Source organism: Micromonospora hortensis (genome assembly GCF_022230935.1).
GTDB classification, from domain to species: domain Bacteria; phylum Actinomycetota; class Actinomycetes; order Mycobacteriales; family Micromonosporaceae; genus Micromonospora; species Micromonospora hortensis.
The window spans coordinates 19,194-44,813 of record NZ_JAKKFE010000037.1 but is presented as its reverse complement, the minus strand read 5'-3'; the positions used below and the strand labels follow the sequence as shown (position 1 = coordinate 44,813).

General features: G+C 71.0%; 28 protein-coding genes. 12 read left to right on the top strand and 16 right to left on the bottom strand.

Annotated features, from left to right (window positions below):
• Positions 1–41: 41 nt before the first annotated feature.
• From NIE111_RS24575 to NIE111_RS24565, 3 genes are all read right to left on the bottom strand, one after another.
• Entirely contained in the window at positions 42–464 is a 423-nt protein-coding gene (locus NIE111_RS24575; protein WP_088988684.1) for a roadblock/LC7 domain-containing protein, read from the bottom strand.
• The gene (locus tag NIE111_RS24570) at positions 461–2,998 is read right to left on the bottom strand and encodes a sensor histidine kinase (RefSeq protein ID WP_238686704.1); all 2,538 of its coding nucleotides are present in this window, start codon (positions 2,996–2,998) and stop codon (positions 461–463) included. The genes NIE111_RS24575 and NIE111_RS24570 overlap by 4 nt, the downstream gene beginning before the upstream one ends.
• A 99-nt stretch (positions 2,999–3,097) precedes the next feature.
• Positions 3,098–4,510: an FGGY family carbohydrate kinase gene (locus NIE111_RS24565; RefSeq protein ID WP_238686703.1), complete on the bottom strand. Its 1,413-nt coding sequence runs from the start codon at positions 4,508–4,510 to the stop codon at positions 3,098–3,100.
• A gap of 204 nt (positions 4,511–4,714) precedes the next feature.
• Between NIE111_RS24565 and NIE111_RS24560 the strand changes: the two genes are divergently transcribed.
• A complete protein-coding gene (locus NIE111_RS24560) occupies positions 4,715–6,637 on the top strand; it encodes an anthranilate synthase family protein (RefSeq protein WP_238686702.1) in 1,923 nt (640 codons plus the stop codon).
• Positions 6,638–6,732: 95 nt separating this feature from the next.
• Here NIE111_RS24560 and wrbA read toward each other — a convergent pair whose 3' ends face one another.
• The 4 genes from wrbA to NIE111_RS24540 all read right to left on the bottom strand — a co-directional run bounded on the left by wrbA (position 6,733) and on the right by NIE111_RS24540 (position 9,222).
• Positions 6,733–7,350: an NAD(P)H:quinone oxidoreductase gene (gene wrbA / locus NIE111_RS24555; RefSeq protein WP_238686701.1), complete on the bottom strand. Its 618-nt coding sequence runs from the start codon at positions 7,348–7,350 to the stop codon at positions 6,733–6,735.
• Positions 7,351–7,643: 293 nt separating this feature from the next.
• Complete coding sequence (locus NIE111_RS24550) at positions 7,644–8,012, bottom strand: DUF3037 domain-containing protein (protein WP_238686700.1); 369 nt, start codon at positions 8,010–8,012, stop codon at positions 7,644–7,646.
• On the bottom strand, positions 8,009–8,767 hold the full coding sequence (locus NIE111_RS24545) for a HipA family kinase (RefSeq protein WP_238686699.1): 759 nt from the start codon (positions 8,765–8,767) through the stop codon (positions 8,009–8,011). The genes NIE111_RS24550 and NIE111_RS24545 overlap by 4 nt, the downstream gene beginning before the upstream one ends.
• 62 nt (positions 8,768–8,829) lie before the next feature.
• The gene (locus NIE111_RS24540) at positions 8,830–9,222 is read right to left on the bottom strand and encodes a hypothetical protein (RefSeq protein ID WP_238686698.1); all 393 of its coding nucleotides are present in this window, start codon (positions 9,220–9,222) and stop codon (positions 8,830–8,832) included.
• A 138-nt stretch (positions 9,223–9,360) separates the two neighbouring features.
• Here NIE111_RS24540 and NIE111_RS24535 point away from each other — a divergent pair, with 138 nt between their 5' ends.
• Entirely contained in the window at positions 9,361–10,470 is a 1,110-nt protein-coding gene (locus NIE111_RS24535) for a winged helix DNA-binding domain-containing protein (protein ID WP_238686697.1), read from the top strand.
• Between the two features lie 10 nt (positions 10,471–10,480).
• Here NIE111_RS24535 and malQ read toward each other — a convergent pair whose 3' ends face one another.
• From malQ to NIE111_RS24510, 5 genes are all read right to left on the bottom strand, one after another.
• Complete coding sequence (gene malQ, locus NIE111_RS24530; protein WP_238686696.1) at positions 10,481–12,481, bottom strand: 4-alpha-glucanotransferase; 2,001 nt, start codon at positions 12,479–12,481, stop codon at positions 10,481–10,483.
• Between the two features lie 177 nt (positions 12,482–12,658).
• Complete coding sequence (locus tag NIE111_RS24525) at positions 12,659–13,867, bottom strand: ABC transporter ATP-binding protein (protein WP_124858596.1); 1,209 nt, start codon at positions 13,865–13,867, stop codon at positions 12,659–12,661.
• Positions 13,868–13,877: 10 nt separating this feature from the next.
• The gene (locus NIE111_RS24520) at positions 13,878–14,714 is read right to left on the bottom strand and encodes a carbohydrate ABC transporter permease (RefSeq protein WP_238686695.1); all 837 of its coding nucleotides are present in this window, start codon (positions 14,712–14,714) and stop codon (positions 13,878–13,880) included.
• Position 14,715: 1 nt separating this feature from the next.
• On the bottom strand, positions 14,716–15,699 hold the full coding sequence (locus tag NIE111_RS24515; RefSeq protein WP_308193742.1) for a carbohydrate ABC transporter permease: 984 nt from the start codon (positions 15,697–15,699) through the stop codon (positions 14,716–14,718).
• Complete coding sequence (locus NIE111_RS24510; protein ID WP_238686694.1) at positions 15,696–16,982, bottom strand: ABC transporter substrate-binding protein; 1,287 nt, start codon at positions 16,980–16,982, stop codon at positions 15,696–15,698. Before NIE111_RS24510 ends, NIE111_RS24515 begins: the two co-directional genes overlap by 4 nt.
• Before the next feature lie 213 nt (positions 16,983–17,195).
• Here NIE111_RS24510 and NIE111_RS24505 point away from each other — a divergent pair, with 213 nt between their 5' ends.
• The 4 genes from NIE111_RS24505 to NIE111_RS24490 are packed head-to-tail and all read left to right on the top strand — an operon-like array spanning position 17,196 to position 19,039.
• Entirely contained in the window at positions 17,196–17,573 is a 378-nt protein-coding gene (locus NIE111_RS24505; protein ID WP_238686693.1) for a PadR family transcriptional regulator, read from the top strand.
• 3 nt (positions 17,574–17,576) lie between these two features.
• Positions 17,577–18,272: a hypothetical protein gene (locus NIE111_RS24500; protein ID WP_238686692.1), complete on the top strand. Its 696-nt coding sequence runs from the start codon at positions 17,577–17,579 to the stop codon at positions 18,270–18,272.
• Positions 18,273–18,320: 48 nt separating this feature from the next.
• Positions 18,321–18,644, top strand: coding sequence for a hypothetical protein (locus tag NIE111_RS24495; RefSeq protein WP_238686691.1), 324 nt, complete (start codon positions 18,321–18,323; stop codon positions 18,642–18,644).
• Positions 18,641–19,039, top strand: coding sequence for a hypothetical protein (locus NIE111_RS24490; RefSeq protein ID WP_238686690.1), 399 nt, complete (start codon positions 18,641–18,643; stop codon positions 19,037–19,039). Before NIE111_RS24495 ends, NIE111_RS24490 begins: the two co-directional genes overlap by 4 nt.
• Positions 19,040–19,057: 18 nt before the next feature.
• Here NIE111_RS24490 and NIE111_RS24485 read toward each other — a convergent pair whose 3' ends face one another.
• Positions 19,058–19,279, bottom strand: a complete 222-nt coding sequence (locus tag NIE111_RS24485) for a flavin reductase (RefSeq protein ID WP_238686689.1) — start codon at positions 19,277–19,279, stop codon at positions 19,058–19,060.
• A gap of 313 nt (positions 19,280–19,592) precedes the next feature.
• Here NIE111_RS24485 and NIE111_RS24480 point away from each other — a divergent pair, with 313 nt between their 5' ends.
• Together NIE111_RS24480 and NIE111_RS24475 are read left to right on the top strand one after the other, a co-directional pair.
• A complete protein-coding gene (locus tag NIE111_RS24480) occupies positions 19,593–20,393 on the top strand; it encodes a helix-turn-helix domain-containing protein (RefSeq protein WP_238686688.1) in 801 nt (266 codons plus the stop codon).
• Complete coding sequence (locus NIE111_RS24475; RefSeq protein ID WP_238686713.1) at positions 20,387–20,569, top strand: DUF397 domain-containing protein; 183 nt, start codon at positions 20,387–20,389, stop codon at positions 20,567–20,569. Before NIE111_RS24480 ends, NIE111_RS24475 begins: the two co-directional genes overlap by 7 nt.
• Positions 20,570–20,740: 171 nt before the next feature.
• On the opposite strand, the gene NIE111_RS24470 is transcribed toward NIE111_RS24475, so the two are convergent.
• A complete protein-coding gene (locus NIE111_RS24470) occupies positions 20,741–21,244 on the bottom strand; it encodes a hypothetical protein (protein ID WP_238686687.1) in 504 nt (167 codons plus the stop codon).
• Between NIE111_RS24470 and NIE111_RS24465 the strand changes: the two genes are divergently transcribed.
• The 3 genes from NIE111_RS24465 (at position 21,228) to NIE111_RS24455 (ending at position 22,872) form a co-directional block, all read left to right on the top strand.
• The gene (locus tag NIE111_RS24465) at positions 21,228–21,932 is read left to right on the top strand and encodes a VOC family protein (protein ID WP_238686686.1); all 705 of its coding nucleotides are present in this window, start codon (positions 21,228–21,230) and stop codon (positions 21,930–21,932) included. The two genes, NIE111_RS24470 and NIE111_RS24465, sit on opposite strands and share 17 nt — an antisense overlap.
• Before the next feature lie 185 nt (positions 21,933–22,117).
• A complete protein-coding gene (locus NIE111_RS24460; protein ID WP_210781928.1) occupies positions 22,118–22,549 on the top strand; it encodes a RusA family crossover junction endodeoxyribonuclease in 432 nt (143 codons plus the stop codon).
• Between the two features lie 47 nt (positions 22,550–22,596).
• Positions 22,597–22,872 carry a hypothetical protein gene (locus tag NIE111_RS24455; protein ID WP_238686685.1) on the top strand — a complete coding sequence of 92 codons (276 nt, stop codon included), beginning with the start codon at positions 22,597–22,599 and terminating at the stop codon, positions 22,870–22,872.
• Positions 22,873–22,885: 13 nt separating this feature from the next.
• On the opposite strand, the gene NIE111_RS24450 is transcribed toward NIE111_RS24455, so the two are convergent.
• Together NIE111_RS24450 and NIE111_RS24445 are read right to left on the bottom strand one after the other, a co-directional pair.
• Positions 22,886–23,671, bottom strand: a complete 786-nt coding sequence (locus tag NIE111_RS24450; RefSeq protein ID WP_238686684.1) for a L,D-transpeptidase family protein — start codon at positions 23,669–23,671, stop codon at positions 22,886–22,888.
• A 408-nt stretch (positions 23,672–24,079) separates the two neighbouring features.
• Positions 24,080–24,790, bottom strand: a complete 711-nt coding sequence (locus tag NIE111_RS24445) for an HAD family hydrolase (RefSeq protein ID WP_238686683.1) — start codon at positions 24,788–24,790, stop codon at positions 24,080–24,082.
• A 170-nt stretch (positions 24,791–24,960) separates the two neighbouring features.
• On the opposite strand from NIE111_RS24445, the gene NIE111_RS24440 reads away from it, so the two are divergent.
• Positions 24,961–25,605, top strand: coding sequence for a hypothetical protein (locus tag NIE111_RS24440; protein ID WP_238686682.1), 645 nt, complete (start codon positions 24,961–24,963; stop codon positions 25,603–25,605).
• Positions 25,606–25,620 lie beyond the last annotated feature (15 nt).

The following is a 25,620-nucleotide window of genomic DNA, read 5'->3' as shown; positions in this document are numbered from 1 at the left end:
GCTCGGGTGAGCCGTTACCGTCCGGGCCTCGGCCGGCTCACTCAGCGGGGCAGCGCCTGCTGCAACTCCGCCCGCAGGGCCGGGGTGAGCATCTCCCCCGCCTGCTTGGCCAGCCGGGCCATCTCGTAGCCCACCACGCCGATGTCCGCGTCCCCGGCGGCCAGCGTGGCCAGAATCGAACCGTCGCGGATCTGCATCACCAGGAAGTAGCCACGGCCCATCTCGACCACCGTCTGCTTGACGACATCGCCGTCGAACATCGAGGCCGCGCCCGCGGTGATACTCATCAGCCCGGAGGTCACCGCGGCGAGTTTGTCCGCGTTGTCGCGCGGCAGGTGGTCGGAGATCGCCACCAGCAACCCGTCGGAGGAGACCACCACCGCGTGCGCCACACCCGGCACCCGCTCCGCGAACGCGCTCACCAGCCAGCTCAGGTCACGCGCCTCCTGGCTCAACGTCGTCACTGTCGTCGTCCCCCTTCGTCGTGCCCCCCGGACGGTGGCACGGGTATCTCGGTGGTGTCCTCAGCCTCGGCGCGCCGTACTCCGCTGTAGAGCCGCGAGAGCATGCCGCCGACCGCCTCCGGGTCCGGGTCGGTGCGGGTCGGTGCCGTCATCGGTTGTGCCGAACGGGTGACAGCGCTCAACTGCGCCATGGGCACCCGCACCGGCAATCCCCGCTCATTGGTGCCGGCGGTCACCGGGATCGTCGGTGGCGCCGCCGCGGCGGGCACCACCGGCGCGGTCGGGCCCTGCCGCGAATACCAGCCCCCGCCGGCACCGCGAGCAGCGGCGGGGGTCAACACGTCCTCGGCGCGTACCGGCACCGGGCGGCCCTGACGCGGCACGCCGACGCCCGGCGGGCGGCCGGCCACCGGCAGGTCCCGCACCGCGCCGTTCGACATCGGGGCAGTGGCCTGCCGGGCTGCCCCCGGCTGCGGCACCAGCCCTCGCGCCGCGCTGGCCGCCAGCATCCGCGCCGACGGGGGCGCGTCCAGCTCCACACTGCCCGCCGGCGCCAGCAACACCGCGGGCAGGGCGAGCCGGGCGACCAGGCCGTCCTCGCCGCCCTCCAACCGCACGCGGACGCCCAACCGGGCCGCCAGGTGACTGACCACGAAGAGCCCCATCCGCTCCACCGCCGCGACGTCCGCGGCCGGAGGGCTGGCCAGCACCTCGTTGGCCTGCACCAACGCGGTCGGGCTCATACCCAGACCCCGGTCGACGATCTCGATCAGCGCACCCCCCGCCTCGACCCGGGCGGTCACCACCACGACGGTGTCCGGGCGGGAGAAGGCAGTGGCGTTCTCCAGAAGCTCGGCCAGCAGGTGCACCGACTCCCCCACCGCGTGCCCGACCACGTGCACGTCGGCGACCGACTCGATCCGGACCCGCTGGTACTGCTCGATCTCCGCGGCGGCGGCCAGCAGCACCGCGCCGAGCCCGACCGGCCGGTTCCACCGGCGGGTCGAGTCGGTGCCGGCGAGCACCAGCAGGCTCTCGTCGTTACGGCGCATCCGGGCGGCCAGGTGATCGAGCTTGAACAGGTTCTCCAGCTGGTCCGGGTCGCTCTCCTCGCGCTCCAGGTCGTCCAGCAGCTCCAGCTGACGCTCCACCAGCACCTGGCTGCGGCGAGCCAGGTTGACGAACATCGCGTTGACGTTGCGCCGCATCAGCGCCTGCTCGACGGCGACAGTGACCGCGCTGCGGTGCACCGCCACGAACGCCTCGGCCAGCTCGCCGATCTCGTCGAGTGAGCGGACCACCGCCGGCGCGACATCGATGCGCGGCACCCCACCGGTGACGGTCTTCAGGCGGTCCAGGGCGTCCGGCAACTCGACCTGGGCGATCCGCAGCGCCTGGCTGCGCAGCAGCCGCATCGACCGGGCGACCGATCGCCCGATCAGCAACGAGATCAGCAGGGCGGCCAGCAGGACCGTGACCACCCCGCCGACGACCAGCAGGGTCGTCCGCAGCTGATCGTCGCTGGCGTCCTCGGCCTGCCGTACGGCGTCGTCGAGCACACCCGCCTCAAGCTGACGCAGCAGCTCCTGACGCTGCTGGCTGGCCGACCACCACTGCTCCGACGGCAGCACCTGCGGCGACGCGGCGCCGGAGGACAGGCTGCGCTCCTCCAACCCGGTGGCGACCAGGAAACTCGGCGACACCGAGGTCTCGTCGTAGCGGCGGATCTGCGCACTGGTCGCTGCCACCCGGAACGCGCCGAGCGCGGTGAGTTGCTGACCGCGCAGGTCGGCGAGGACCACCCGGTCCTCGGTGCCGTACGCACCGGCGCGGGCGGCGGCGTAGAGCTGGCCCCGCACCCGGGAGGAGAGCTCCTTGACCCGGGCCAACTGGACGTAGCGCAGCACCGCGTCGTTCAACGCCGGCTGGTTCTGCCCGGGCGTCGGTTCGGCGAGCAGGTCGAGCAACGCCCCGACGGCCCGGTGGTAGTTGCTCAGGATGGTCTCGGTGCTGAGCACCGCCGGCGGGATCGCGGAGCGGATGTCCACCACCTGGTCGTACGCCTCCAGCGCCTCGGAGAAGGCCACCCGCCAGGACGCGTCCGCGTCCGCCAGGGGCTCGGCGGCCCGGCTCAAATCCACGATGGCCTTGTCGGTGGCCGCCTGCAACGGCTTCAGGTCGTTCGCGGCGGCCTGTCGGTCACCACCCTTACGCAGCTCACCCAGCTCCCCGGCCGAACGGTCACGCTCCTGCTGGAGCTGGTGCACCGCCGCGGTGATCTGCCGGCCGATGCCGACCTGACTGGAGAAGTCGTTCAACGCCGTCGTCCGCCCCACCAGGGTGCTGGTCTGCACCCCGGCGAGTAGGAGGAACGCCATCGACGGCACCAGCAGCACGGTGGCGAGCTTCGTGCTCATCCGCCAGTCGCGCAGCCGGAACGGCGACCGCCGTCGATGCGGAACGACTCGGACATCGAAGCGGCGTCGGCGATGGTTCGACACCGCGCCGTTCGCCGGGTCGGGACCTGCCGCCACCCTGCCTCCTCCGTCCTACCGCGTCCACCGCGGTCGGGGGAGCGCAGTCCATCCAACCAGGCTCGGTACCGCTGTCAACGGCCCGGGCGAGGCCGAGGTTCAGGAAGGATACTGCGGGTGGGAACGTCCTGCCGTGGTCGGTAAAACCAGCTCGTCCGTCCGGCCGATGTCGGCGAGCTCGATCGCGTCACCGAAGCGCCCCAGCGCCACCAACGCGGCACCGGTGGCACCGATCTCCGGGTTGCGTTGATGCGACACCGGTCGCGGGGCGAGCGCGGTCGCGAAGGCCTGCCGCCACCACACCGAGGCGGCCACCGCACCGCCGCCCAGCACCACCCCGACCGGTTTGTCGATGGTGGACTCCAGCACCCCGAGATCCTCGGCGACCAGCTCGCACAACCCCTGCATCAGCCCGGCCAGGATGTCGACCGAGGTGGTGCTGAAACTCAGACCGCGCAGCTCGCCGCTGCCCGCCGGCGCCAGCCCGGGCGCCCGGTCGCCACCGAAGCGGGGATCCGACGGCCGGCCACCGCCCGCCGGCACCAGCGCCAGCGCCGCGTCCAGCTCGGCTCCCCGAGGCAACCGCAGCTCCCGGTCCGCCCAGGCGAAGAGGTTGCCGCCGTTGGCGTACGCGGCCCCGGTCACCACGTGGTCGTGGTCGACCCGGTACCGCCACAACCGTTCGGGCAGGCGCGGCATGGGCTCGCCCGCCGGAATCCGCTGCATCAGCCGTACGGCCGCGGAGGTACCCACTGTGACCGCGGCCCGGCTGGGGTCGACGCAGCCCGAGCCGACGTTCGAGGCCCCACCGTCGCCCACCGGAGGTGACCACCGGGCCTGCGCCAACTGCGGCCACCGACGAGCCAGGTCGACCCGGAGCCGGCCGTGCCAGTCCAGCTCGCCCAGCGCCGGCAGCTCCGCCTGTCGCGCCTCGGCCAGCGTCAGCGCCTCCTCGTCCCAGCGCAGGGTGCGCAGATCCAGCAGCCCGGTCCCGGAGGCCTGGGAGATCGACATGGGCGCCGAGTCGAGCAACTCGCCCAGCACGTACTCGGGCAGACCCACGAACCGGGCGATCGGGGTGCCGGACTGCTCACGCAACCAGGGCAACCGCATCGACCAGTACGAACGGTGCCACCAGCAGCCGGTGCGCTGGTGGAAGCCGTCCGGGTCGGCCGGCCCGGCGGTGCGCCCGACCGGGGCGGGCCGGGTGTCCAGCCAGGTGACCACCGGGCCCATGGGGGCGCCGTCGCGGTCCAGCGGGAGCACCGAGTGCCACTGGGCGGAGACCGCCACCAGGCCGACGTCGTGCAGGTGCCCCGAGTCGGCCAACTCGTCCAGGCACTCGACCAGGCTTGCCAGATAGTCCCGACCGGACAGCGTGCCGGTGCCGTCGTCGCCGATGGCGAGGTCGACCTTGCGGCGGGCCAGTGCGCCGGGCAGCGGCTGGGTGTCCGCGTCCAGCACCAGCCCGCGTACCGAGGAGGTGCCCAGGTCGAGCGCGAGAATGTTCATCGCCGGTCAAGTTACCCCGTGCCAGCCGGCCGACGGGCGCGTAGGGTGGATCACATGCTCGCGCAGTTGACCAGTTGGTGGCCCGCCGACCCGGCGGCCATCTCCCGCGCGTAGCTCCATCCACGCGGCCGCCATCGAGGCGGTCGCCGGATCTCCCGGCTCCGGGGCCGCCCGACGGCGGCACCCAGCCCGACGGAGACTCCGATGACCCACCTGACCGACCTGCTCGCCGCAGTCGCGCGCGGCGTCGACCCCGGACCCTTCGCACTGCTGCGCCGCGAGGGCGCGGACGACCTGGACCTGTTCACCGGCCCGGTCGGCACCGTCGAAGCGCTCACCGACCTCCCGCTGCCGGCGGGCGTGCCCGGGGCAGGGACGCTGGCCCTGGTGCCGTACCGGCAGATCACCGAACGCGGGTTCGCGTGCGTCGACGACGGCGCCCCACTGGAGTTCCTCCAGGTCCGCGAGCACCAACGGATCACCCTGACCGACGCCCTCACCGCGCTGCCCGACGAACCGGTGCACACCACCGACGCCGGCTTCGACGTCAGCGACGAGGAGTACGCGCGGACCGTGCAGCGGGTGCTGTCCGAGGAGATCGGCCGCGGCGAGGGCGCGAACTTCGTCATCCACCGCGCCCTGCACGCCACGGTGCAGGGCCCACCGCTGGGGGCCGCGCTGGCCGCACTGCGCCGGCTACTGATCGCCGAACGCGGCGCGTACTGGACGTTCGTGGTGCACACCGGCACCCGGACGCTGGTCGGCGCCAGCCCGGAGCGGCACGTCAGCGTCGACGACGGACTGGTGATGATGAACCCGATCAGCGGCACCTTCCGCTGCCCCGGTGGCGTCGTGGACCGGGCTGCCCTGCTGCGTTTCCTCGCCGATGAGAAGGAGATCGAAGAGCTGTACATGGTGCTCGACGAGGAGCTGAAGATGATGGCCACCGTCGCTGAGCACGGCGGGCAGGTGATCGGCCCGCAGCTGAAGGAGATGTCGCACCTGGCGCACACCGAGTACCTGCTCGCCGGGCGGGGTACCCGCGACGTGCGGGAGGTGCTGCGCGAGACGATGTTCGCCCCCACCGTCACCGGCAGCCCGATCGAGAACGCCTGCCGGGTGATCGCCCGGCACGAACGCCGGGGCCGGGGCTACTACGGGGGCGTGCTGGCGCTGCTCGGCCACGACGAGGCCGGCCGGCAGACGCTCGACGCCCCGATCTTGATCCGGACCGCCGAGATCTCCCCCACCGGCCGTCTGCGGGTGCCGGTCGGCGCGACACTGGTCCGGCACTCGACGGCGGCCGGCGAGGTGGCTGAGACGCACGCGAAGGCTGCCGGGGTGCTGGCCGCGCTCGGCCTCGGCCCGGCGGCGTCCGTCGGCGACACCGGGCCGGTCACGCGGCTGGCCGACGACCCGGCGGTACGCGACGCGCTGGCCGCGCGCAACGCGCCGCTGGCACGGTTCTGGCTGGACCAGCGCTCACCGGACGCACCCGGACTGCCCGGATTGGTCGGCCGCCGAGTGTTGATCGTGGACGCCGAGGACACCTTCACCGGAATGCTGGCCCACCAACTGAGCGCGTTGGGCCTCGCGGTGACCACCCGCCCCTGGCACGCGAGCGGCCCGGTCGACGACTACGACCTGGTGGTCGCCGGTCCCGGACCGGGCGATCCGGGCAGCGCGGACGAGCCGAAGATCGTGGCGCTGCGCAAACTGCTGATCGGGCTGCTGACCACCGGCCGCCCCACCCTCGCGGTCTGCCTCGGCCATCAGGTGCTGGCCGGGCTGCTGGGGCTGACACTGCACCGCCGGGACGCGCCCTACCAGGGGTTGCAGCGGGAGGTGACGCTGTTCGGCCGGATCCGCCGGGTCGGGTTCTACTCGACGTTCACCGCCCGCGCCGGAGCCGACCGACTGACCAGCGCGTACGGGCCGGTGGAACTGGCCCGGGACCCGGACGACGGCGCCGTGCACGCCCTGCGGGGGCGCGGCTTCGCCGGAGTGCAGTTCCACGCGGAGTCGGTGCTCAGCCCGGACGGGCTCGCCGTGCTCAGCGAGCTGTTGACCGGGCTGTTGCCCGCGTCGCGTCCGGACGAGCTGTCCGCGACGCGCCCAGGCGCATAGTCGCCCCGGCCCGGGGGTAGGGCTGAATGGACCGGTGGCGCGGCCGGGTCGAGAGCCCCCGCCCGCGCCGCCGGTCGCCCTCGTTTGTCAGCCGGTCAGCCGGCGAGGCCCGCCTTCAGCGCGGCACCCAGCTGCACGGCGCGCCGGGCGGTCAGCGCGCAGGCCCCGAGCGCCACGGCGTCCGGGGCGATCTCGCCGTTGTTGCTGGTGTGCGAGGCACCATACGGGTTGCCGGCGATGAACTGGCTGGTGTCGGTGTAACCGGGGGTGACCACGACACCGCCCCAGTGGTAGAAGACGTTGAAGAGCGAGGTCAGCGTGGTCTCCTGCCCGCCGTGCGAGGTGCCCGTCGAGGTGAAGGCGGAGTAGACCTTGTTGACCAGCCCGCCCTGGCTCCAGAGCGGGCCGGTGGTGTCGATGAACTGCTTCAACTGGGCGGCGATCATGCCGTACCGGGTCGGCGCACCGAAGATCGCCACGTCGGCCCAGGTGAGGTCGTCGAGCATCGCCTCGGGCACGTCCTGGGTCTCCAGGTGGTGCGCCTGCCAGCCGGAGTTGGAGCGGATCGCCTCGTCCGGCGCCAACTCGCGCACCTTGCGCAGGCGCACGTCGGCGCCGGCGTCCCCGGCGGCCTCACACACGGCCTGCGCCATCTGGTAGGTGGTGCCGGTGGCGCTGTAGTAGATCACCGCTACCTTGGTCTGGGCAGCCATCAGAGTGTCCCCTCATCGTCTCGGATCAGCTCCCGCGACTACCCGCTGCGGACGCGCTCTAACGACAGCCTCCGGCGCTGCCGGCTACCGGTCCGCCGGCTCAAGTTTTCCGCAACTTCCCGGTCGTTCCGGCCCGACGTCGCGCCCGGACGACGATCCTGGTGCCATCGGTGCCGGCGGGATCGAGCCGCCGCCCCGCACCGGGCACCTGAACGGGGGATCGCGCTCCGCCGGCAACGGCGCTGGCGTAGCGCGATCAGGGGACGATCACCGCTCCCGCACCCCGCTCCGGCTCAGTGGACCAGGGTCGCCATCAGCCGGTCCAGTTCGGCCGCCGGGTCGGCGGTGAGACCGGTGTGCACCGGTCCCGTCTGGATCATCGTGCTGCGCGGCGCGGCCAGCCAGTGGAAGCGCTCACCGAGCCGCATCCGGGTCGCCGGCCCGTCACCGGAGCAGGTCCGGTCCCAGGAGTCGAGCACCGCGGCCACCGCCGGCAGGTCGACGTCGGGGGCCAGCGCGCGAACCCGGTCGGCGTCCAGGTGCGTCCGCGCGGCCAGGAAGTCGCGCTGCTGGCAGTAGAGCAACACCCCGACGTTGATCTGCTCACCGCGCTCGATGCGGGGCACGAGCCGGATCAACGCGTACTCGAAGGGTTGCCTCATGCCCCGCTCCCCGATGGCAGCCAGTCGGCCGTGCGGGCGACGCGGCGGGACAGGTGATCCAGGTACGCGCCGCGCGCCGCGTCGGCCGTCTCGAAGTCGGCGGCGGTCAACCACTCCCCCGGCACCAGGGCCAGCACCTCGGTGAGCAGTTCCGGGGTGACCTGGGGTGCCAACTCGGCGTCGGCCTCGGCCAGCCGCGACGCGTACGGCGCCAGCACGTGGTCCTCCGCGCGGTAGGCCCGGTGCACGGCGGCCTCGGCGCGCGGCCAGTTGTGGTGGAAGTACAGCGAGGCGCCGTGGTCGATCAACCACAGCTCGCGGTGCCAGACGAGCAGGTTCGGGTTGCGCCAACTCCGGTCGACGTTCTCCACGTACGCGTCGAACCAGAGCACCCGGGAGGCCAGCGCCGGGTCGACGGGGTGCGCCACCGGGTCGAAGCCCAGCGCCCCGGGCAGGAAGTCCATTCCGAGGTTGGCGCCGCCGCTGTTGCGCAGCAGCTCCTGCACCTCCTGGTCGGGCTCGGCCCGCCCGATCACCGGGTCGATGTCGAGGACCACCAGCGGCGGCACCCGTAACCCCAGCCGGCGCGCCAACTCACCGCAGATCACCTCGGCGATCAGCGCCTTGGGCCCCTGGCCTGCGCCTCGGAACTTCGCCACGTAGGTGCCCAGGTCGTCGGCCTCCACCACGCCCGGCAGCGACCCACCCTCGCGCAGCGGGGTGACGTAACGGATCGCGGTGACCTGGCGGAGCACGCCGCCCACCTTACTGTGGTCGGCCGGGCCGGGTGGCGGGCGACCCAGACCGGCACGCGCGGTCAGTCGATCTTGTCGCGCAGCTTGTCGACCTGGGTCTGCAGGCGGTCCACGGCGTTCTCGTTGTTGACGAACGTGGTGATGCCCGCGGCCAGACCGAGCCCGATCAGCACCGCCAGGATGCTGAGCACCAGGCCGCCGATCGACACGCCACGACCGGTGACCCCGGGTCGGCGCGCCATCTTGAGGCCGACGATGCCGAGGATGATCCCGATGATGCCGAGCACCAACCCCAGCCAGGCGAGGATCGCCGTCAACACACTGAACAGACCGGCCACCCCGAACACCAGGGCGAAGGTCGCCGCGGCGCTCGTCTTCGCGCGGGCGTCCCCCCGATGGCCGCGGGACCCGGCCGTTACGCCGGCGCCCCGCGCCGGCTCGCTTGCGGCAGTCATGAGATTCCCTTCCGTACGCGCGGCGCGCGCACTTCCGGCGAGGCGCATTCCCACGGCGACCGCCGTTACGCCTCCCACCAGCAGGAGTGTCGGTGGTCGGCCCTAGGCTGGCCGCCCGGTCACGAAAAGGAGCGCAGGATGCCTGTCGACCTCAGCGCTGCCGACGCGCTGGCGCTGCGGATGGCCAGCCTGCTGCTGCGCCCGCACCCGAGCACCCAACCCGGCACCGTCGCCGAGGTGGTCGAGTGGTTCGGCGCGATGCAGGCACAGGACCTGGCCAGCGGGCTGTGGTCGTTGGGCGCCCGGTTACCCGGTCGCAGCGTGGCCGACGTGCAGGCGGCGTTGGAGCGGCGTGAAGCGCTGCGCACCTGGCCGATGCGGGGCACAGTGCACCTCGTCCCGCCCGCCGACGCGCGCTGGATGCTGGAGTTGACCGGCGTACGATCCCTGGCCGGCGTGGCGACCCGGCGGGCGCAGCTCGGGCTCACCGAGGCCGACGCGGATCGGGCGGTGGACGTCCTCGGCGCCGCGTTGGCCGGCGGCGGTCGGCTCACCCGCGCGCAGTGCCTGACCACCCTGCGGGCGGCCGGCCTGGGCACCGACGGGCAGCGTGGCTACCACCTGCTGTGGTATGCGAGCGTTCGCGGCGTGACCTGCGTGGCGCCGAACGTCGGCACCGAGCAGACCTTCGCCCTGCTCGACGAGTGGGCGCCCACGTCCCACCGGCTGGAGCGGGACGAGGCGCTGGCAGTGCTCGCCCACCGCTACGTTCGCGGGCACGGCCCGGTCACCGACCGCGAGTTCGCCGGGTGGAGCGGCCTCACCCTGACCGACGCCCGGCGCGGCCTGGCCGCCGCCGACGACGCCCTGAGCACGGTACGCGTCGAGGGCACTCCGATGTACGTCGACGCGACGGTGGCCGACGCACCACGCACCGCGCCGGACGACGTGCTGGCGCTGCCCGGCTTCGACGAGTACCTGCTCGGCTTCCGGGACCGCACGTTGATGCTCGACCCCGCCCACCAGGCGGCCGTCGTGCCGGGCAACAACGGCATCTTCCAGGCCACAGTGGTCCGCTCCGGGCGCGTGGTGGGCCTGTGGAAACGCAAGGTCGGCCGCACCGCTGTCACAGTGACGATCCAGCCGCTCACGACCCTCGACGTCGCCACGCGGGCCCGGGTGGAGCAGGCACTCGGGTGCTACGCCGACTTTCTCGGGCTGCCGGCCCGCTTCGACTGGCTGACCTGACCCGGCGGTGTCACTGCTGCGGCGGCGCCGGGTCGGCCGGTCGTGGGCGGGCGGCGCTGAGCAGGTCGACGATCCGGGCCACCCGGGGGTCAGCGCGGATCTGCGCCACGCTGGCCGGCAGCGGCAGACGCCAGTTCGGATACTCGTCGACGGTGCCCGGCATGTTGGGTTGGCGCACCTCCCCCAGCACGTCGTAGAGGGAGACGCCGAGCAGCCGGGTCGGGCTGGCCGCGAGCGCGGCGTGCATCGCCACCACCACCTCACCGTCGTCGGGCGTCTTCGCCGGTTCAGCAGGCTCAGACCCGGGCGTCGGCGCGGGCAGCAGGTTCTCGGCAGCCAACATCGTGAGCAGCCGGTCCCGGTCGGCGGCGGCGCGGGTCCGCTCCACCGCCACGTCGGTGCCGAGCAGCTTCAACTCGTCACGCACCCGCACGTGCTCACCGGTCAGGAAGCCCGGCGCGGTGGGCAGGTCGTGGGTGGAGATGGTGGCCAGGGCGTTTCGCGGCCACCGGGCCGGCGGGACGAAGTCACCGGCCTCGTCGCGTGCGAACCACAGCACTGTCGAGCCGAGCATGTTGCGCCCCCGCAACCCTCGGGTCACCGCGGGTTGGACAGTGCCGAGATCCTCACCGACGACCACCGCGCCGGCCCGGTGCGCCTCCAACGCGAGGATGCCGAGCATCGCCTCGGCGTCGTAGCGCACGTAGGTGCCCTCGGCCGCACCGCCGCCCGGAGGCACCCACCACAGTCGCCACAGGCCGGCGACGTGGTCGACCCGCAGGCCACCGGCGTGCCGCAGGACGCGGCGCAGCATGTCCCGGTACGCGGCGTACCCGGTGGCGGCGAGCCGGTCCGGGCGCCACGCGGCGAGCCCCCAGTCCTGACCGAGCTGGTTGAAGTCGTCCGGCGGCGCGCCCACCCGCACACCCTGGGCCAGCACGTCGGCGAGCTGCCACCCGTCCGCGCCGCCCGGGTCGATACCGACGGCCAGGTCGTGCACGACACCGACCGGCATCCCCGCCGAGCGGGCCGCCGCCGTGACGGCGTCGAGTTGCTCGTCGCAGAGATGTTGCAGCCAGGCGTGGAAGGCGACCCGGTCGGCGAGACGCCGACGCTGCTCGGCGACCGCCGGCGCGTCGGGGTGGTGCAGCTCCGCCGGCCAGGCACGCCAGTCGTTGCCGTGCCGCTCGGCGAGCGCGCACCAGGTGGCGAAGCTGGTCAGCGCCGGGTCCGCCGCAAGATCCACAGGCTGGGCGTACGGGTGCAGCAACTCCAGGGCGCGCCGCTTCGCCGCCCACACCTCGTCGTAGTCGATCAGGGGCCCCCGGTCGGGACGCAACGCGTCGACCACCGCCCGGGTGGCCGCGTCGGCCTCCCGGTACGCGGCGGTGTCGCTGACCCGCAGGTACAGCGGATTGACGAAGCGTCGACTGGCCGGCGAATACGGTGAGGTGGCCACCGGGTGCGCCGGCCCGACCGCGTGCAGTGGGTTGAGCAGCACCAGCCCCGCCCCGGTGGCACCGGCCCACCCGGTGAACTCGGCGAGGTCACCGAGGTCGCCCATGCCCCAGGATCGCTCCGAGGTGAGCGCGTAGAGCTGGAGCATCCACCCCCAGCTCGACGGCGGCCCCGGCAGCCGGCGCGGCACCACCACCAGTGTCACCTCGCGGTCGGCGCAGGCCAGCCGGTGCCAACCCAGCGGCAGGTCGGCCGGCAGCTCACCGTCGACCGCGCGGCGGCCACCGTCCTCCAGGGTCACCACCCCCGGGCCGGGCAGCGCCCGGCCGCGACCGTGGGTGAGCACGACCGTCTCCGGCAGGGCGCTCCGGTCGACCGCACGGGCCGCGGCGAGTGCGTCGGCGATCGCCGACGGGCTGGTGGCGTCCACGCCGAGCAGCCCCAGCACACCCACCACGGTCTCCGGCGCGACGGCGACGCGGCGGTGCCGCCAATCCTCGTACCAGGTGGAAACACCGTGCGCGTTTGCCAGCGCGGCCAATCGTCGATTCATCCCGCCCCCGCTCCACGACGAAACCTGCGACCACCCTGCCACGCCAGCCCACACGCCGCAGGACACGGCGCCCCGCGCGCCCTCGCCGCGCCGATCTTGCACTTTCTGTCCCGACAGAAGGGGCAATCCATCTCATGCCGACAACCGAAAGTGCAAGATCGGCGCGAAAATGGGGCGTCAGTCGGCGAGCGCGCCGGCGGCCCGACCCTCGTGCAGGGTCAGGTTGCGGCCGTTGGCCGGGTCGAACAGGTGGATCTTCTCCAGGTTGAACCAGACTCGGCGCGTCTGCCCCTCGGCTACCGGGGACTCGGCGGACAACCGGGTCACCAGGTTGCCGCCAGCGCCGGCGAAGTCGGCGGCACCCGCATCCGCGGCCAACTCCTCCAACTCGGCGGCGCTGGCCTTCTCCCCCTCGACGGTGAAGTAGACGTACTTGTCCGAGCCCATCGACTCGACGATGTCCACCGGCGCCTCGAACTCCATGCCCCGCCGACGGGTGTCGTCGTCGACCAGTTCGGCGTCCTCGAAGTGCTCGGGTCGGATGCCGAGGATCAGCTCGCGGGGCGCGTCGGCCGCCTCCAACTCCCGGCGGACCCGGTCACCGATCGGCACCGTGCCCAGGGCGGTGTGCAGCTCGCCGTCCTGCACGGCGGCGTGCAGGAAGTTCATCGACGGCGAGCCGATGAAGCCGGCCACGAAGAGGTTCTTCGGGTGGTCGTACAGCTCCTGTGGCGGCCCGACCTGCTGCACCGCACCCCCGCGCATGATCACCACGCGGTCGCCGAGGGTCATCGCCTCGGTCTGGTCGTGGGTGACGTAGACGGTGGTGGTGCCGAGCTGCTTCTGCAGGCGGGACACCACTGTGCGCATCTGCACCCGCAGCTTGGCGTCGAGGTTGGACAGCGGCTCGTCCATCAGGAAAGCCTTCGGCTGGCGGACGATCGCCCGGCCCATCGCCACCCGCTGACGCTGGCCACCGGAGAGGTTGGCCGGCTTGCGGTCCAGCAGCGAGGTCAGCTCCAGCACCTTCGCCGCCTCGTCGACCTTGCGGTCGATGGTCTCCTTGTCGAGCTTCGCCAGCCGCAGCGGGAACGCCATGTTCTCCCGCACTGTCATGTTCGGGTAGAGCGCGTACGACTGGAACACCATGGCGATGTCCCGGTCCCGGGGGGCCTTGTCGTTGACCCGCTGCCCGGCGATGCGTAGCTCACCGGAGCTGATGTCCTCCAGCCCGGCGATCATGTTGAGGGTGGTGGACTTTCCGCAGCCCGAGGGCCCGACCAGGATCACGAACTCGCCGTCGGCGATCTCCAGGTCGACGTCCTGCACGGCGACGGTCCCGTCCGGGAAGCTCTTGCTCACCTTGTCCAGCACGATGTCAGCCATGACTACCCACCTATCCCTTGACCGCGCCGGAGGTCAGACCGGACACGATGCGACGCTGGAAGAAGAGAACGAACAGGATGATCGGAACGGTGATCACCACGGCGGCGGCGCAGATCGCCCCGGTGGGGTCCTCGAACTGTGACGCGCCGGTGAAGAACGACAACGCGGCCGGCACCGTGCGGGACCGCTCGGTCGAGGTCAGCGAGATGGCGAACAGGAAGTCGTTCCAGCAGAAGATGAAGACCAGGATCGCGGTGGTGAACAGCCCGGGCGCGGCCAGTGGCGCGATGACGCGCCGGAACGCCTGGGCCTGGGTGGCGCCGTCCATCTTCGCTGCCTTCTCCAGATCCCACGGGATCTGCTTGAAGAACGCCGACAGCGTGTAGATCGCCAGCGGCAGCGCGAAGGTGATGTACGGCAGGATCAGCCCGAGCCAGGTGTCGAAGATCTTGAGCTGACGCTCGATCTCGAACAGCGGCGACACCAGTGACACCTGCGGGAACATCGCGATCAGCAGGGAGACGCCGACCAGCAGCTTCTTACCGGGGAAGTCCAGCCGGCTGATCGCGTACGCGGCCATCGCGCCGAGCACCACAGCGATCAGCGTGGCGATCAGCGCGACGCCGATCGAGTTGACCAGCGCCCGGACGAACTGGTCGGTGTCGAAGATGGTCCGGTAGTTGTCCAGCGTCCATTCGCGGGGGATGAAGTTCCCGTCGGTGAGGGTGGCCGGCGTCTTGAACGACAGCGACGCGATCCACAGCACCGGGACCAGCGCGAAGACGACCACGAGGACGTCGAGCAGACCCCAGCGCAGCTTTGCCCTGGTAGTGGTTTCGACAGCCATGTCAGCGCCTCTCTCCGTCGTCGCTGCCCGGAGCAGCGGTGCCGAACAGCTTCACGAAGACGAAGGCGATGATCGCCACGGTGATGAAGATCAGCACCGACATCGTCGAACCGATGCCGAGGTTGAGGCCCCGGATCAGGTTGTTGTAGGCGAGCATCGACACCGACGACGTCTCGTTGCCTCCGGCGGTCAGCACGAAAATGTTGTCGAAGACCCGGAACGCGTCCAGGGTGCGGAACAGCAACGCGACAAGGATCGCCGGCTTCATCACCGGCAGCATCACCTTGGTGAACTTCTGCCAGGCGGTCGCGCCGTCGGTGGAGGCCGCCTTGAGCAGGTCCTCGGGGACCAGCGCCAGGCCGGCCATCAGCAACAGCGCCATGAACGGGGTGGTCTTCCAGATCTCCGCCAGCATGATGATCGCCAGGGAGCTGGCCCGTTCGGTGAGCGGCGCGCCGTCGCTGAACAGGTCGGCCAGGTAGCCGGTGCCGGGCGTCCAGGCGTACCGCCAGGAGAACGCGGCGACCACTGTGACGATCCCGTACGGGATCAGCGCCGAGGTCCGAACCAGGCCGCGCCCGATGATGGTGCGGTGCATGATGATCGCCAGGCCCATGCCGAGCACCAGCTCGATGGCCACGGTGACCACCGTGATCAGCGTGGTCACCCCGAACGCGGTCCACCAGAACTCGTTGGTGAGCACAGTGACGTAGTTCTCCAGCCCGATGAACTCACGCTGGTCGGGGAAACGCAGGTCGAAGCGCTGCAACGACAGCCAGACCGAGTAGATGATCGGGTACGCGGTCACCGCGATCATGACCAGCGCGGCCGGCGCGCAGAGCAGCAGACCGAGCCGGCGTTCGGCCTTCTTGTTCTCGCTCAACGGGGGCTTGCGACGGCCACCGCGTTGCTTCGGTACGGCGGCGGGCCGGCGGGTCTCTTCTGCGGCGACGTCGGCGCCGGTCGGTGTGGCGTTGATGCTCACGGCAGGACCCCCTTGGATTGGAGGGCGTCGGCGATGGCGTCGCGCAGCTCGTCGGCGGTCTGCTGCGGGCGGATGCCGGACGGCGGCGACAGGATCGCCGACATCACTGTGGAGATGCTCTGGTAGGCGGGGGTCAGCGGACGCGTCGCTGGTTCCTTCAGCTCCTCCAGGATGGTGTCCTTCATCGGGTACGCCTCGGTCATCTCCGGGTCGTCGAAGACCGCTTCGATGGTCGGCGGCACACCGTCGTTGATGGCGGAGAACTTCTGGTGCTCGGCGCTGCGGATGCACCGGGCCGCCTCGAAGGACTGCTCCGGGTGCTTGGAGTAGGAGCTGACCGCCAGGTTGACCCCACCGATGGTGACCTTGCTGGGGGTGCCCTCGTCGATGCCCGGAATCCGAGCCCAGCCGACCTGCTTGGCCAGCTCCGGGTTCGCCTCCTGAAGAGCCGGGTAGACGAACGGCCAGTTCACCTGGAACGCGCCCGCGCCGGACTGGAACTCCAGCCGAACCGGGTCCTCGGTGGCGTTGCTGAACGACGGCGAGGTCACGCCCGACGTGGCGAACGTCTTCAGCTGCTCCAACGCCCGGACCGTGCCCTCGTCCATCACGGCCTTCGTACCGTCGTCGTTGAGGATCTTCCCGCCGGCGCTCTCGGCCAGGGTGTTGTAGAGGACGACCAGACCCTCGTACTGCGCGCCCATGGTGAGCACCTGGTACGGCTTGCCCTGGTCCTTGAGCTGCTGGGCCGCGCTGATCATCTGGTCCCAGGTGGTCGGCGGCTGCGGCACCAGGTCCTTGCGGTACCAGAGCAACTGGACGTTGGTGTTCTTCGGCGCCGCGTACAACTTGTCCTCGTACCGGGCGGTGTCCAACGGCCCGGCGAGGGTGCCCTGCTCGACCTCGGCCTTGTCCTGACCGGTCCACTCGCGGATCCAGTCGGCGCTGGCGAACTCCTGGGTCCAGGTGACGTCCAGCCCGAGCAGATCCATCCCGCTGTCCTCGGCGGCCAGCCGGCGCACCATCTGCACCCGCTGGTCGTCGGCCTGCCGGGGCAGCACCCGGTAGGCGATCTCGTACCGTCCCTGGGCCTGCGCGTTGCAGTCGTCGACGACCTTCTGCAGGTTCTGCTCGGGCGGGTAGTACAGGTTGATCGTCGGTGGGCCACCAGCGTCGTCCGCGCCGCACGCGGCCAGCGGTGCCACGAGTGCCAGCGCGGCAGCCGCCGCGCCCAGCCGAACAACTGGCCGGCGTCGGTGTCGAGCCGTTTCGGGGTCCGTCATCGCCCTCCCCCTCTCCTCGGCGAAAGACCGGGGAGGGCATCCGTGCCCCGGCGCACGGCGAGCCGATTCCGAGTCGGCAAGCTGCGGAAACTCCGGCCCGGATGCTCTGTAGCGGCTACTCTGCCCCACCCGTGAAGTCGCGAAACCTGGCTGTCACAGCGGAAGTCGACGCCGGTATATCGTGACGCCGAATAGCAAGGTATTATGTGTCGCATGGTAGCGGCGGAGAGCCAGTCCATCGACGACAACGACCGGCAGACCCAACTCCTGCGGGGCGCGCTGGACATGTGCCTGCTGGCGCTGCTGGCACGCGAGCCAGCGCACGGCTACGAGCTGGTTCGGCGAATGGAGACGGCCGGCTTCGGCGCCATCAGCTACGGCACCATCTATCCCCTGCTGACTCGCATGCGCCGACTTGGCCTTGTCGCTCACGAACAGCAGGTGAGCCCAACCGGCCCACCCCGAAAGGTCTACGCGCTGACCGGGTCCGGTCGGATCCACCTGGATGCCTGGCACAACCAGTGGAACCGCTTCACCGACACCGTCGACGCCGTTCTCCGCCCGCTCGACCACACCCCCACGAGGAGTTGACCCATGGACACCATCGACCGCCTTCTGGGCGAAGCCGACCAGGCGTGGCGCGGAGACGGGGTCGGCTCGGCCGATCGGGCGGCACTCGCCGCGGACCTGCGCCTCGACCTGCGGGCAGCGGCTGCCGACGGGGGCGATCCCGCACAGTTGATCGGCGGTGACGTGGCCGGCTTCGCGCGGCGGCTCGCCGACGAGGCTGGCGTCCAACGGGTGCGTGGCGACTACGGCCGCATTCTCGGCACCGCGCTGATCGGCGCGGTGCTCGGTGTCGTGCTCGGCTACGGCCTCCTGATGGCGGCCTACCCGGTCTTCGTCCGCATGGTCGACATCCCCCGCTCGATCGACGTACCGGTCCAGCTCGCCGTCGCCGTCTACTACGGCATACCGGCCGCCGTGGTCGTCACGGGAGCGGTCATCGCGGTGCGGACCCGGCTCCGCGACCTGCCCAGGATCCGGCGGACGGCTCAGTTGATGAGCGTCCTCATGCCGGTGGCCGGCATCGTCATCACGCCGATCACCGTCACCTTCGCCTGGACCACCGACTACAGCGCGGCACCACCGGTGGTGGTCACGGAGATCGCCATGGTCCTGGCCGCGCTCGCGGGCGCCACGGTGCTGGCGCGTCGCTTGTCACTGCGCGAAGGCCGGACCGCCGCCGACAGCCCGCACCCGGACGCCACCAGAGTCAAACCCGCCTGACGGTACGAGCAGCGCCAGTCCGGAGTATGACAGGTGTAAGCTGCGCGTATGACAGAGCCTCAGCGCCGCTTCACGATCTCCGTCCCCCCGGACGTGAGTCAGATCCTGGAGAGCCAGGGCAACCGCATGGCCAGTGCCTACGTCACGGAGTCGGTGCGTCGGCGCAAGCGGGTGGAGCAGCACAAGGAGTTGTTGCTCGCCGACGGCATTCACATCACTGAGCAGGGTGTGGCCGAGGCTCGGGCCCGCCGCCTGGGCGTGGAGGCTGAGTGGCCTGCGGAGCGGTTCGAGGCGGAGCGCGCCAAGATCCGCGCCGCCATGGAGGCCGAGATGAACGGTGACGACACCGCGCCCCGCGTCGACGCCGCATGACCTCGGAGACAACACCACCAGTTCGGCTCATCCTGGACCGGTCGGCCCTGCTGGGATACGCCGTCCTCCGGACGGTGCACGTGGGCGAGCCCGTCCACGAGGTGATTGAGGACGGGGTGCGGTTCGGGGTGCCGGTGGTGGCAGCGACCGAAGCGTTGACCATGGCGACCGGCAAGGACCTGGCCCTGCTGCACAAGCTGCTGGCCTTGACTTCCTGCGCGCTTCTGCCCGAGCAGGCGGAGGATCTACCGGAGCTGACCTTCTGGCAGCGCAGGACCCGCCGTTTCGACCTGGCCGCAGCCGCCGTGGCGGGCCTGACCCACGACGCCGCGGTGCTGACCAGTGAGGGGCCCGGATACTCCGACGGGGTGCCACTGATCCCCTTTCCGGGATGAACGACGGCTGCCCGAGCGTCAACCCCGGGCCCTGGCCCAGGAGAGGAAGCGCTCGGTCATCCCGGTCGGCGGATGATCCGGGTGGAGTTGGGTGAGCTGGTTCGTCGCCTCGTGCATCACAGTGCCGAGGTAGATCAGCAGCGCGGTCCGGCTGGTCCGGTACTCCGTCAGCAGGGCGAGCTTGGCCGGTTGGCAGGGCCACTCGGCGCCACAGTTGCGGCACCGCCACAGCGGGCGCATGGCGACATGCGGGACGGGCGGCCGAACCACCATCACCGCCACCACGTCGAGGGCTGCTGGCCTGTCGGGGTGAGCACATCGACCTCCTCGGGGACGGGGACGGGGCCGCTCCCGCAAGGGGGAAACGGGAGCGACCCCGGAGGGCAGGGCCCACCGCCGCCATTCCGGCCACCAGCGGACCCGCCACTGGTGACAGTCTGGTGATGAGGCGACTACCGTCGATACGTGCTCGCGCCATCTGTGCAGCTCAGCGGTCCAGGTGAGCACCCATGACGGACACGCCGAGCCAGACTGAGCGAAGGTTGGGGAATCGATGGGGACCGTCACCGACTACGTGCTGGAGGAACTGCGTCTGTTCCGGACGGGGTCCGGGCTCAGTCAGGACGACTTCGGCCGGGGCATCGGCTATTCGGGTTCGCACGTCAGCTCGGTGGAGACCGGCGGGCGACCGCCCACGAAGGAGTACATGAGGGCTGTCGACACCCACCACCAGACCGGCGGACGCTTCCTCCGGATGCTGGACGGGTTGGCCCGGCTCGACGCCGAGCCGGCCTGGCTGCGCGAGTGGATCGAGTTCGAACGGGAGGCCACCACGCTGCGCTGGTTCGAGTTGGCGTACGTGCCGGGCCTGCTCCAGACCGAGCGGTACGCCCGCGCGACGTTGGCCGGTGGCCGGTTCGACGCCGAGGACGTGGACCGGATCGTCGCCTCCCGGCTGGAGCGGCAGGCGATCCTGCACCGCCCACGCCCGCCGCAGCTCATCGCCGTGCTGGACGAGGCGGTGCTGCGCCGGCCGGTGCTCGACCAGCCGGGCCTCATGGTCGAGCAGTGCGAGCACCTGGTCCAGTTGGCGACGGCGGAGCATATCCAGGTGCACATCGTCCCAACGGATGCTGGGATGTACCTGGGGATGGGCGGTCAGTTCATCATCGCCGAGATGCCGGACGGTGAGCGCGTGACCTATGCCGACAACCAGCTCACCGCGCAGATCGTCGATGCGCCGGCCGACGTCGCTAAGCTGGCGAAGACGTGGGAGATCGTGCGGAACGAGGCGCTCCCCCGCCGGCAGTCAACCGAGCTGATCAAGGAAGTGGCGAAGTCATGGGCATGCTGACCCCACAGTGGCGAAAGTCGACCCGGTCCGGCGGCAACGGCGGAGCTTGCATCGAGGTCGCCGACAACCTGCCGAGCGTGGTGCTGGTGCGCGACACCAAGGACCGCGACGGCGGCACCCTGCACGTCGACCCGACGGCCTGGAAGGCGTTCGTCGCGTACGTCAAGCAGCACTGAACACGAAGCTCGGAGAAGACCCCTCGACCTAGGGCACTCTGAGATCTTGGACAGTTTCCGTTATGACAGAACGGAAACTGTCCAAGATCTACCCGGAAAGGTCCCGCGACCGCCGGCAGTCAGTTCGATGACGAACTACCGCCCCGGCCATCGGACAGCAGCGGCCTGACCTCAGCTTGCTATCGCTGCTTCCTGCGTTTCCGGCTGGGTGCCCGGACGGGCGAGCCGGGTCGCGGCACCCGCGAACACGGCACCGGCGATGGCCAGGGCGAGAATCTGCCAGGCCGGCCCCAACGGGTAGTAGGGGCCGGGTGTGAATGCGCTGTGCACGGTGAAGACCGGACCGACGTCGCCGTGATCTCGGAATGTCCGCAACACGTTGCCGTACAGGGCTACTGCCGGCAGAGCGAGCGCGATCAGAGCGACGGCCCAGAGCCCGGCGGAGGCGCGTCGCCGTTCGGCCGACGCCTCCACGATCCGGTAGGCGAGTGCCGCTGCGAACAGCCATCCGACGACAAGTCCGATCAGGATGCCCATCACGATCAGAGGTAGGAACAGGGGCCTGCTCTGCGCCCAGCCGTCGTTGAGTTGCGCAACGGAAGGTCGGCGAAGGACCTTCTGCCCGGACACGTTCGCCCGGACCAGGCATGCTGGGACGATGATCGCGCGCTTCAAGGACCTCTGCCTGGACGCCACCGACCCGCTCGCGCTGGGTGCCTTCTGGGCCCGGATACTCGACGGCGACGTGGCCGATGCCGGTGACGACGACACCCGGGTGGACCCGCGCTCGGCGCGCTCGAACGCCGAGTCCATCTGGGTGAACAAGGTGCCCGAGCCACGGGTCGGCACGACCCGCGTACACCTGGATCTGCGGTTGGCCGGCGCGGACCCGGCGGCGTTGCTCGCGGACGGCGCCCGGCTGGTCCGCGAACCGGGCGGCGAGGCGACCTGGTGGGTGCTCGACGACCCGGAGGGCAACGAGTTCTGCGCGTTCCCGGCCCGAGAGGGCACCCGACCGGGCCCGTTCGAGCTGGTGGTGGCCTCGACCGACCCGGCGTCGCAGGCGACCTGGTGGGCCGGGGTGGTCGGCGGCACCGTCGAGCACGAGTCGAGCACCTCGTCGGTGGTCGGCGCGTCCGGGTTCCCGTGGGACTACTGGGTGTTCGTCGGCGTGTCCGAGCCCAAGGTGGTCAAGAACCGGCTGCACTGGGACGTCGACCTGGTCGACCCGGAGCCGATGGCGCTGATCGCGGCGGGCGCGACGCTGCTGAGCGAGCCTCTCGACGAGGCGCACTGGTGGTGGGTGCTGGCTGACCCCGAGGGCAACGAGTTCTGCGCCTTCGCCCCACGCCCCACCGGGTGAACGACCGACTACCGAGCGCGGGCGTCGTCGGCTAGCGTTTTCCTAGCGCCGTAGCCGGCGCGTTCGCCGCCGCCGTCGACACGCCTCCGGCCGGCCCATGCCTGCCCGATCGGTTGGTAATCGCGGGAACGTCCCACCGCCACTCCCCCGGTTCGGCAGGATCGTCCCAACGAGGAGGTGCCGTCGTGCAGGACACCCGCGCTCTCGCCCTGACGTTCGAGGTGAGCGGCCTGCCACCGGTCAAGACCGAAGCGTTGTCCATCTTCGCCGCCGGGCACCGGCAGGCGACGAGGGTCCGCACCCTGCTCCAGGCCGCCCTCGCCGCGGCCCAGCGCACCGGCTGGACGCCGTTGCCCGGGCCGATCGAGGTGGACCTGGTGTTGCGTTGCCCGCCGGGGCACCGTACGTCCGACGCCAGCACCCTTCTCGGCGGCGTCTGCGCGGTGTTGCAGGACAAGAAGCGGGTGTCGAACATCGGCCTCGCCCACCTCGGCGTGCTGGTGGACGTCGCCCTCTACGACGACGACCGGCAGATCCGCCGGCTGTCGTACCACGAGGAGCCGGCGGAGGAATTCTCGTACCAGGTGCGGGTCGCCGCCGTACCGACCGGGGTTTGACCGACGTCCGCGGTGGGGTATCGCGGACGCCGACGAAGGGAGCACCGATGTCGGAGCCACATGTCACGCTCGACCCCCGCGGGCTCGATCCTGTGCAGCAGAAGCTGCGCGGCCCGCTGGAGGAGCAGCTGACCTCGGCGCTTCAGGCGGCCACCGATCGGGTCCGCTCCGGTTACGCCGGCGAACCGGTCGAGCAGGTCTGCCAGCGGCTGTTGGAGGAGACCCGCTCCGGGTTGCACCCCGACATCGCTGCCGGGTTCAACCCGGACATGGACGAGTTCTGCCGGGTCGCGGTGGCGATCGTTCGACGCGAGGCCGGCTGAGCCGGGGCCGCTCTCAGTATCGGCTGAGCTGGGCGTACGGGCTGAGCACGATGCGGGGTGACAGCGCCGGGTCCAGCCAGGTGAGCACGTCGACCAGGTGATCGTGGGCGAGGGAGACGCAACCAGCCGTGGCGTTGCCGGCGCTGGTGCTGAACTGGTGCAGGAAGATCCCGCTGCCCGCGTTCGGCACCGGCTTCGGCACGTTCGGCGGCATGTTGTAGGTGATCACCGCGAAGTGCGTGTACGCGGGGACCTCCTTCCACAGTGCCTCGCTGGCCCCGCCCGGGTTGGTCGCACTCTGCTGGAAGGTGTTGTAGAGCGGAGACGATGGGTTCTCGTTCCACCAGTCCCCGCTGACCAGCCGGTGGTAGGGGAATCGCAGGCCCGGGTTGGCGGCGATGCCGTACATGGTGGGGCCGATCGAGTAGACGCCGGTCGGCGTGGTCGGCACACCCTCCACGTGGTTGTCGCTGAAGCCCTTCGAGCCGATCCGGGCGGGCAACGACGCCGACGCCGGCCACCAGTTGCTCCGGACCCGCACGAACGCCTCCAGCGTGGCGTAGGTGGTGGTGTAGCTGCTCGCGCCGACGATGATCACCTGCTTCGTCTCCGCCGGCAGCGTGGTCAACGCGCTGGCGCGGGCCCGGGGCTGCCACTTCGGCAAGGGTCGCTTCGCCGAGGCCGTGCCCCAGCCCGGCCGCAGGGGCCGGTCCGCCGCGAGCGCGGGCGCGGGCGGGGTGAGCACGGCCGGGGTGACCAGACCGGCCGCCGCGCCGAGCAGGAGAGATCTGCGCTTCATGCCGCCATCCTGACAGTCGAACCGCGTGCGGTCTGCCCCGCTCGCAGCCGTCGAACGATTCGCGGGCCGGGTCAGGACCGGGTCCGCAACTACCCGGCCCTGACCCTCGGCCGTCCGGCAGGGAAGCGGACAGCTCCGGCACCCCGCCGCGCGGGCGTGGCACGACGCCACGCGCGAGAACGGGGTGAGCCAGCCACTTCGCACTCAGCTCCACGGTGCTCACCCGCCGAACGCCGACGCGCCCCGACACACCCCGAGGGGCCGTGAGCGCCGGACCAGGTTAGGCGCGCTCCTACCGGCCGGACAAGCCGCGGCGGACGAACGGCGGCAGGACTGATCCCACGCTGAAAATCGGGCAGGTTGGCGTAACGCGACCATGATCGCCGACGCTGTTTGCCTTCGGTACGGTCAGAAGTGGCGCAGCAGGTCCCGGAACGCGGCGAGCCGCAGTACCCCGCCGTCTGTCGGGTCCAACTCGTCGTCCTCCAGCACCCAGGTGTTCGCGTTCGGAATGAACACCGCGTTCAACCCAGCGGCCCGCGCCGGCAGGATGTCCGACTTCGGGGAGTTGCCGATCATCCAGGCGCCGTCCGGAGCGAAGTCGTGCTCCCGAGTGAGCCACCGGTACGTGTCGACGTTCTTCTCGGCGACGATGTGCGCGGCCCCGAAGTGGTGCAGGAGACCGCAGGCGTCCAGCTTGCGCTGCTGCTCCTCCCGGTCGCCCTTGGTGAGCAGCAGCAACTCGTGCCGGCCGGCCAGCTCGTCGAGCGCGTCGGCCACCCCGGGCATCAGCTCCACCTGGTGCTCGACGAGGGCAACCGCCAACCGGTCGATCTCCTGACGCTCGGAGTCGGTGGCCGGCCGCTCGCGCAGCCGCTCCAGGCACTCCGCCAGGCTGCGCAGGAAGACCTTGCTGCCGTACCCGTGCGCCACCGCGTTGGCCCGCTCGATGTCGTCGAGGACGGCCCGCAGCGCGTTCCGGTCCAGGGTGGGGTGGTCCAGCCAGCCCAGGAAGTCGTCGATCACCCGCTCGAAGACGACGTTGTTCTCCCACAACGTGTCGTCCGCATCGAAGATCAACACCTGCGCCTGTCGTCGCGCCGCCACGCCAACCGTCATGCCATGCCCTCCCCGTGCCACCGCCTGCAAGGCCGAGAGACAGGATAGGTGGGAGATCGATGTGAGATCTTCCGGATTTTCGTGAACCGCTCCAGAGCGGCCGTCGTCAAGTGGAGGCGACATCCATGATGATTCCCGCCAGGTTCGGGACGGCTCTTGAGGAGTACGGCATGGTCACCATGAAGTGGGTCACCGGCGCGGCGATGCTGGCCTGCACCAGCGCGCTGATGGCCTGCCAGGGCGGTGCGGACAAGGCGCCGGACACCGCGGCGGGCACGCCGACGCCGTCGGGCACCGTGACCGGCGCGCCGATGCCGACGGCAGCGGCGCCAACCACGTCATCGGCAGCGGTGACCGACCCGCTGCTGTCCGGCAAGCGCGAGGTCACGATCACCCGGGTGCGGGGTTCGGGGCAGCCGTTGGAGATCAGCGGGCGGCTCGAGGAGGGCGGCGACACCGGCGGTCGCATCCTGTTCGTGCCGACACCGATCGGCGGCGACCGATACGTGATCCGGGCCTTCGGCACCAGGGACGACCACCCCGCCAATGACGACCCGTCCTGCTGGCAGGTGAACGGCCTGGACATCGAGCCCGAGCTGACCATCGGGGCCGTCGTCTGCGACCAGGACGACCCGATCCAGCGGTTCACCATCATCGCCAAGGGCGACGGCACGTACGCGATCGGCAGCGAGACCCGATTCCTGCAGCACCTCCCCGGCAACGGCCTCGTCCTCAAGGAGTTGGGCAACGCCAAGCTGAACACCACGTTCCGGTTCACCGACAAGGGCCCGGCCGACCGCCAGCCCATCAACTGACCACGACCGGGGGCG

What these genes read in the sequence shown, in the direction of transcription:
- NIE111_RS24565 (WP_238686703.1), bottom strand. Translation starts at nt 4,510, where the DNA reads ATGAACATTCTCGCGCTCGACCTGGGCACCTCCTCGGTACGCGGGCTG.
- NIE111_RS24560 (WP_238686702.1), top strand. Translation starts at nt 4,715, where the DNA reads ATGACCCACCTGACCGACCTGCTCGCCGCAGTCGCGCGCGGCGTCGAC.
- wrbA (WP_238686701.1), bottom strand. Translation starts at nt 7,350, where the DNA reads ATGGCTGCCCAGACCAAGGTAGCGGTGATCTACTACAGCGCCACCGGC.
- NIE111_RS24550 (WP_238686700.1), bottom strand. Translation starts at nt 8,012, where the DNA reads ATGAGGCAACCCTTCGAGTACGCGTTGATCCGGCTCGTGCCCCGCATC.
- NIE111_RS24540 (WP_238686698.1), bottom strand. Translation starts at nt 9,222, where the DNA reads ATGACTGCCGCAAGCGAGCCGGCGCGGGGCGCCGGCGTAACGGCCGGG.
- NIE111_RS24535 (WP_238686697.1), top strand. Translation starts at nt 9,361, where the DNA reads ATGCCTGTCGACCTCAGCGCTGCCGACGCGCTGGCGCTGCGGATGGCC.
- malQ (WP_238686696.1), bottom strand. Translation starts at nt 12,481, where the DNA reads ATGAATCGACGATTGGCCGCGCTGGCAAACGCGCACGGTGTTTCCACC.
- NIE111_RS24525 (WP_124858596.1), bottom strand. Translation starts at nt 13,867, where the DNA reads ATGGCTGACATCGTGCTGGACAAGGTGAGCAAGAGCTTCCCGGACGGG.
- NIE111_RS24520 (WP_238686695.1), bottom strand. Translation starts at nt 14,714, where the DNA reads ATGGCTGTCGAAACCACTACCAGGGCAAAGCTGCGCTGGGGTCTGCTC.
- NIE111_RS24510 (WP_238686694.1), bottom strand. Translation starts at nt 16,982, where the DNA reads ATGACGGACCCCGAAACGGCTCGACACCGACGCCGGCCAGTTGTTCGG.
- NIE111_RS24505 (WP_238686693.1), top strand. Translation starts at nt 17,196, where the DNA reads ATGGTAGCGGCGGAGAGCCAGTCCATCGACGACAACGACCGGCAGACC.
- NIE111_RS24500 (WP_238686692.1), top strand. Translation starts at nt 17,577, where the DNA reads ATGGACACCATCGACCGCCTTCTGGGCGAAGCCGACCAGGCGTGGCGC.
- NIE111_RS24495 (WP_238686691.1), top strand. Translation starts at nt 18,321, where the DNA reads ATGACAGAGCCTCAGCGCCGCTTCACGATCTCCGTCCCCCCGGACGTG.
- NIE111_RS24490 (WP_238686690.1), top strand. Translation starts at nt 18,641, where the DNA reads ATGACCTCGGAGACAACACCACCAGTTCGGCTCATCCTGGACCGGTCG.
- NIE111_RS24485 (WP_238686689.1), bottom strand. Translation starts at nt 19,279, where the DNA reads ATGCGCCCGCTGTGGCGGTGCCGCAACTGTGGCGCCGAGTGGCCCTGC.
- NIE111_RS24480 (WP_238686688.1), top strand. Translation starts at nt 19,593, where the DNA reads ATGGGGACCGTCACCGACTACGTGCTGGAGGAACTGCGTCTGTTCCGG.
- NIE111_RS24475 (WP_238686713.1), top strand. Translation starts at nt 20,387, where the DNA reads ATGCTGACCCCACAGTGGCGAAAGTCGACCCGGTCCGGCGGCAACGGC.
- NIE111_RS24465 (WP_238686686.1), top strand. Translation starts at nt 21,228, where the DNA reads ATGATCGCGCGCTTCAAGGACCTCTGCCTGGACGCCACCGACCCGCTC.
- NIE111_RS24455 (WP_238686685.1), top strand. Translation starts at nt 22,597, where the DNA reads ATGTCGGAGCCACATGTCACGCTCGACCCCCGCGGGCTCGATCCTGTG.
- NIE111_RS24450 (WP_238686684.1), bottom strand. Translation starts at nt 23,671, where the DNA reads ATGAAGCGCAGATCTCTCCTGCTCGGCGCGGCGGCCGGTCTGGTCACC.
- NIE111_RS24445 (WP_238686683.1), bottom strand. Translation starts at nt 24,790, where the DNA reads ATGACGGTTGGCGTGGCGGCGCGACGACAGGCGCAGGTGTTGATCTTC.
- NIE111_RS24440 (WP_238686682.1), top strand. Translation starts at nt 24,961, where the DNA reads ATGGTCACCATGAAGTGGGTCACCGGCGCGGCGATGCTGGCCTGCACC.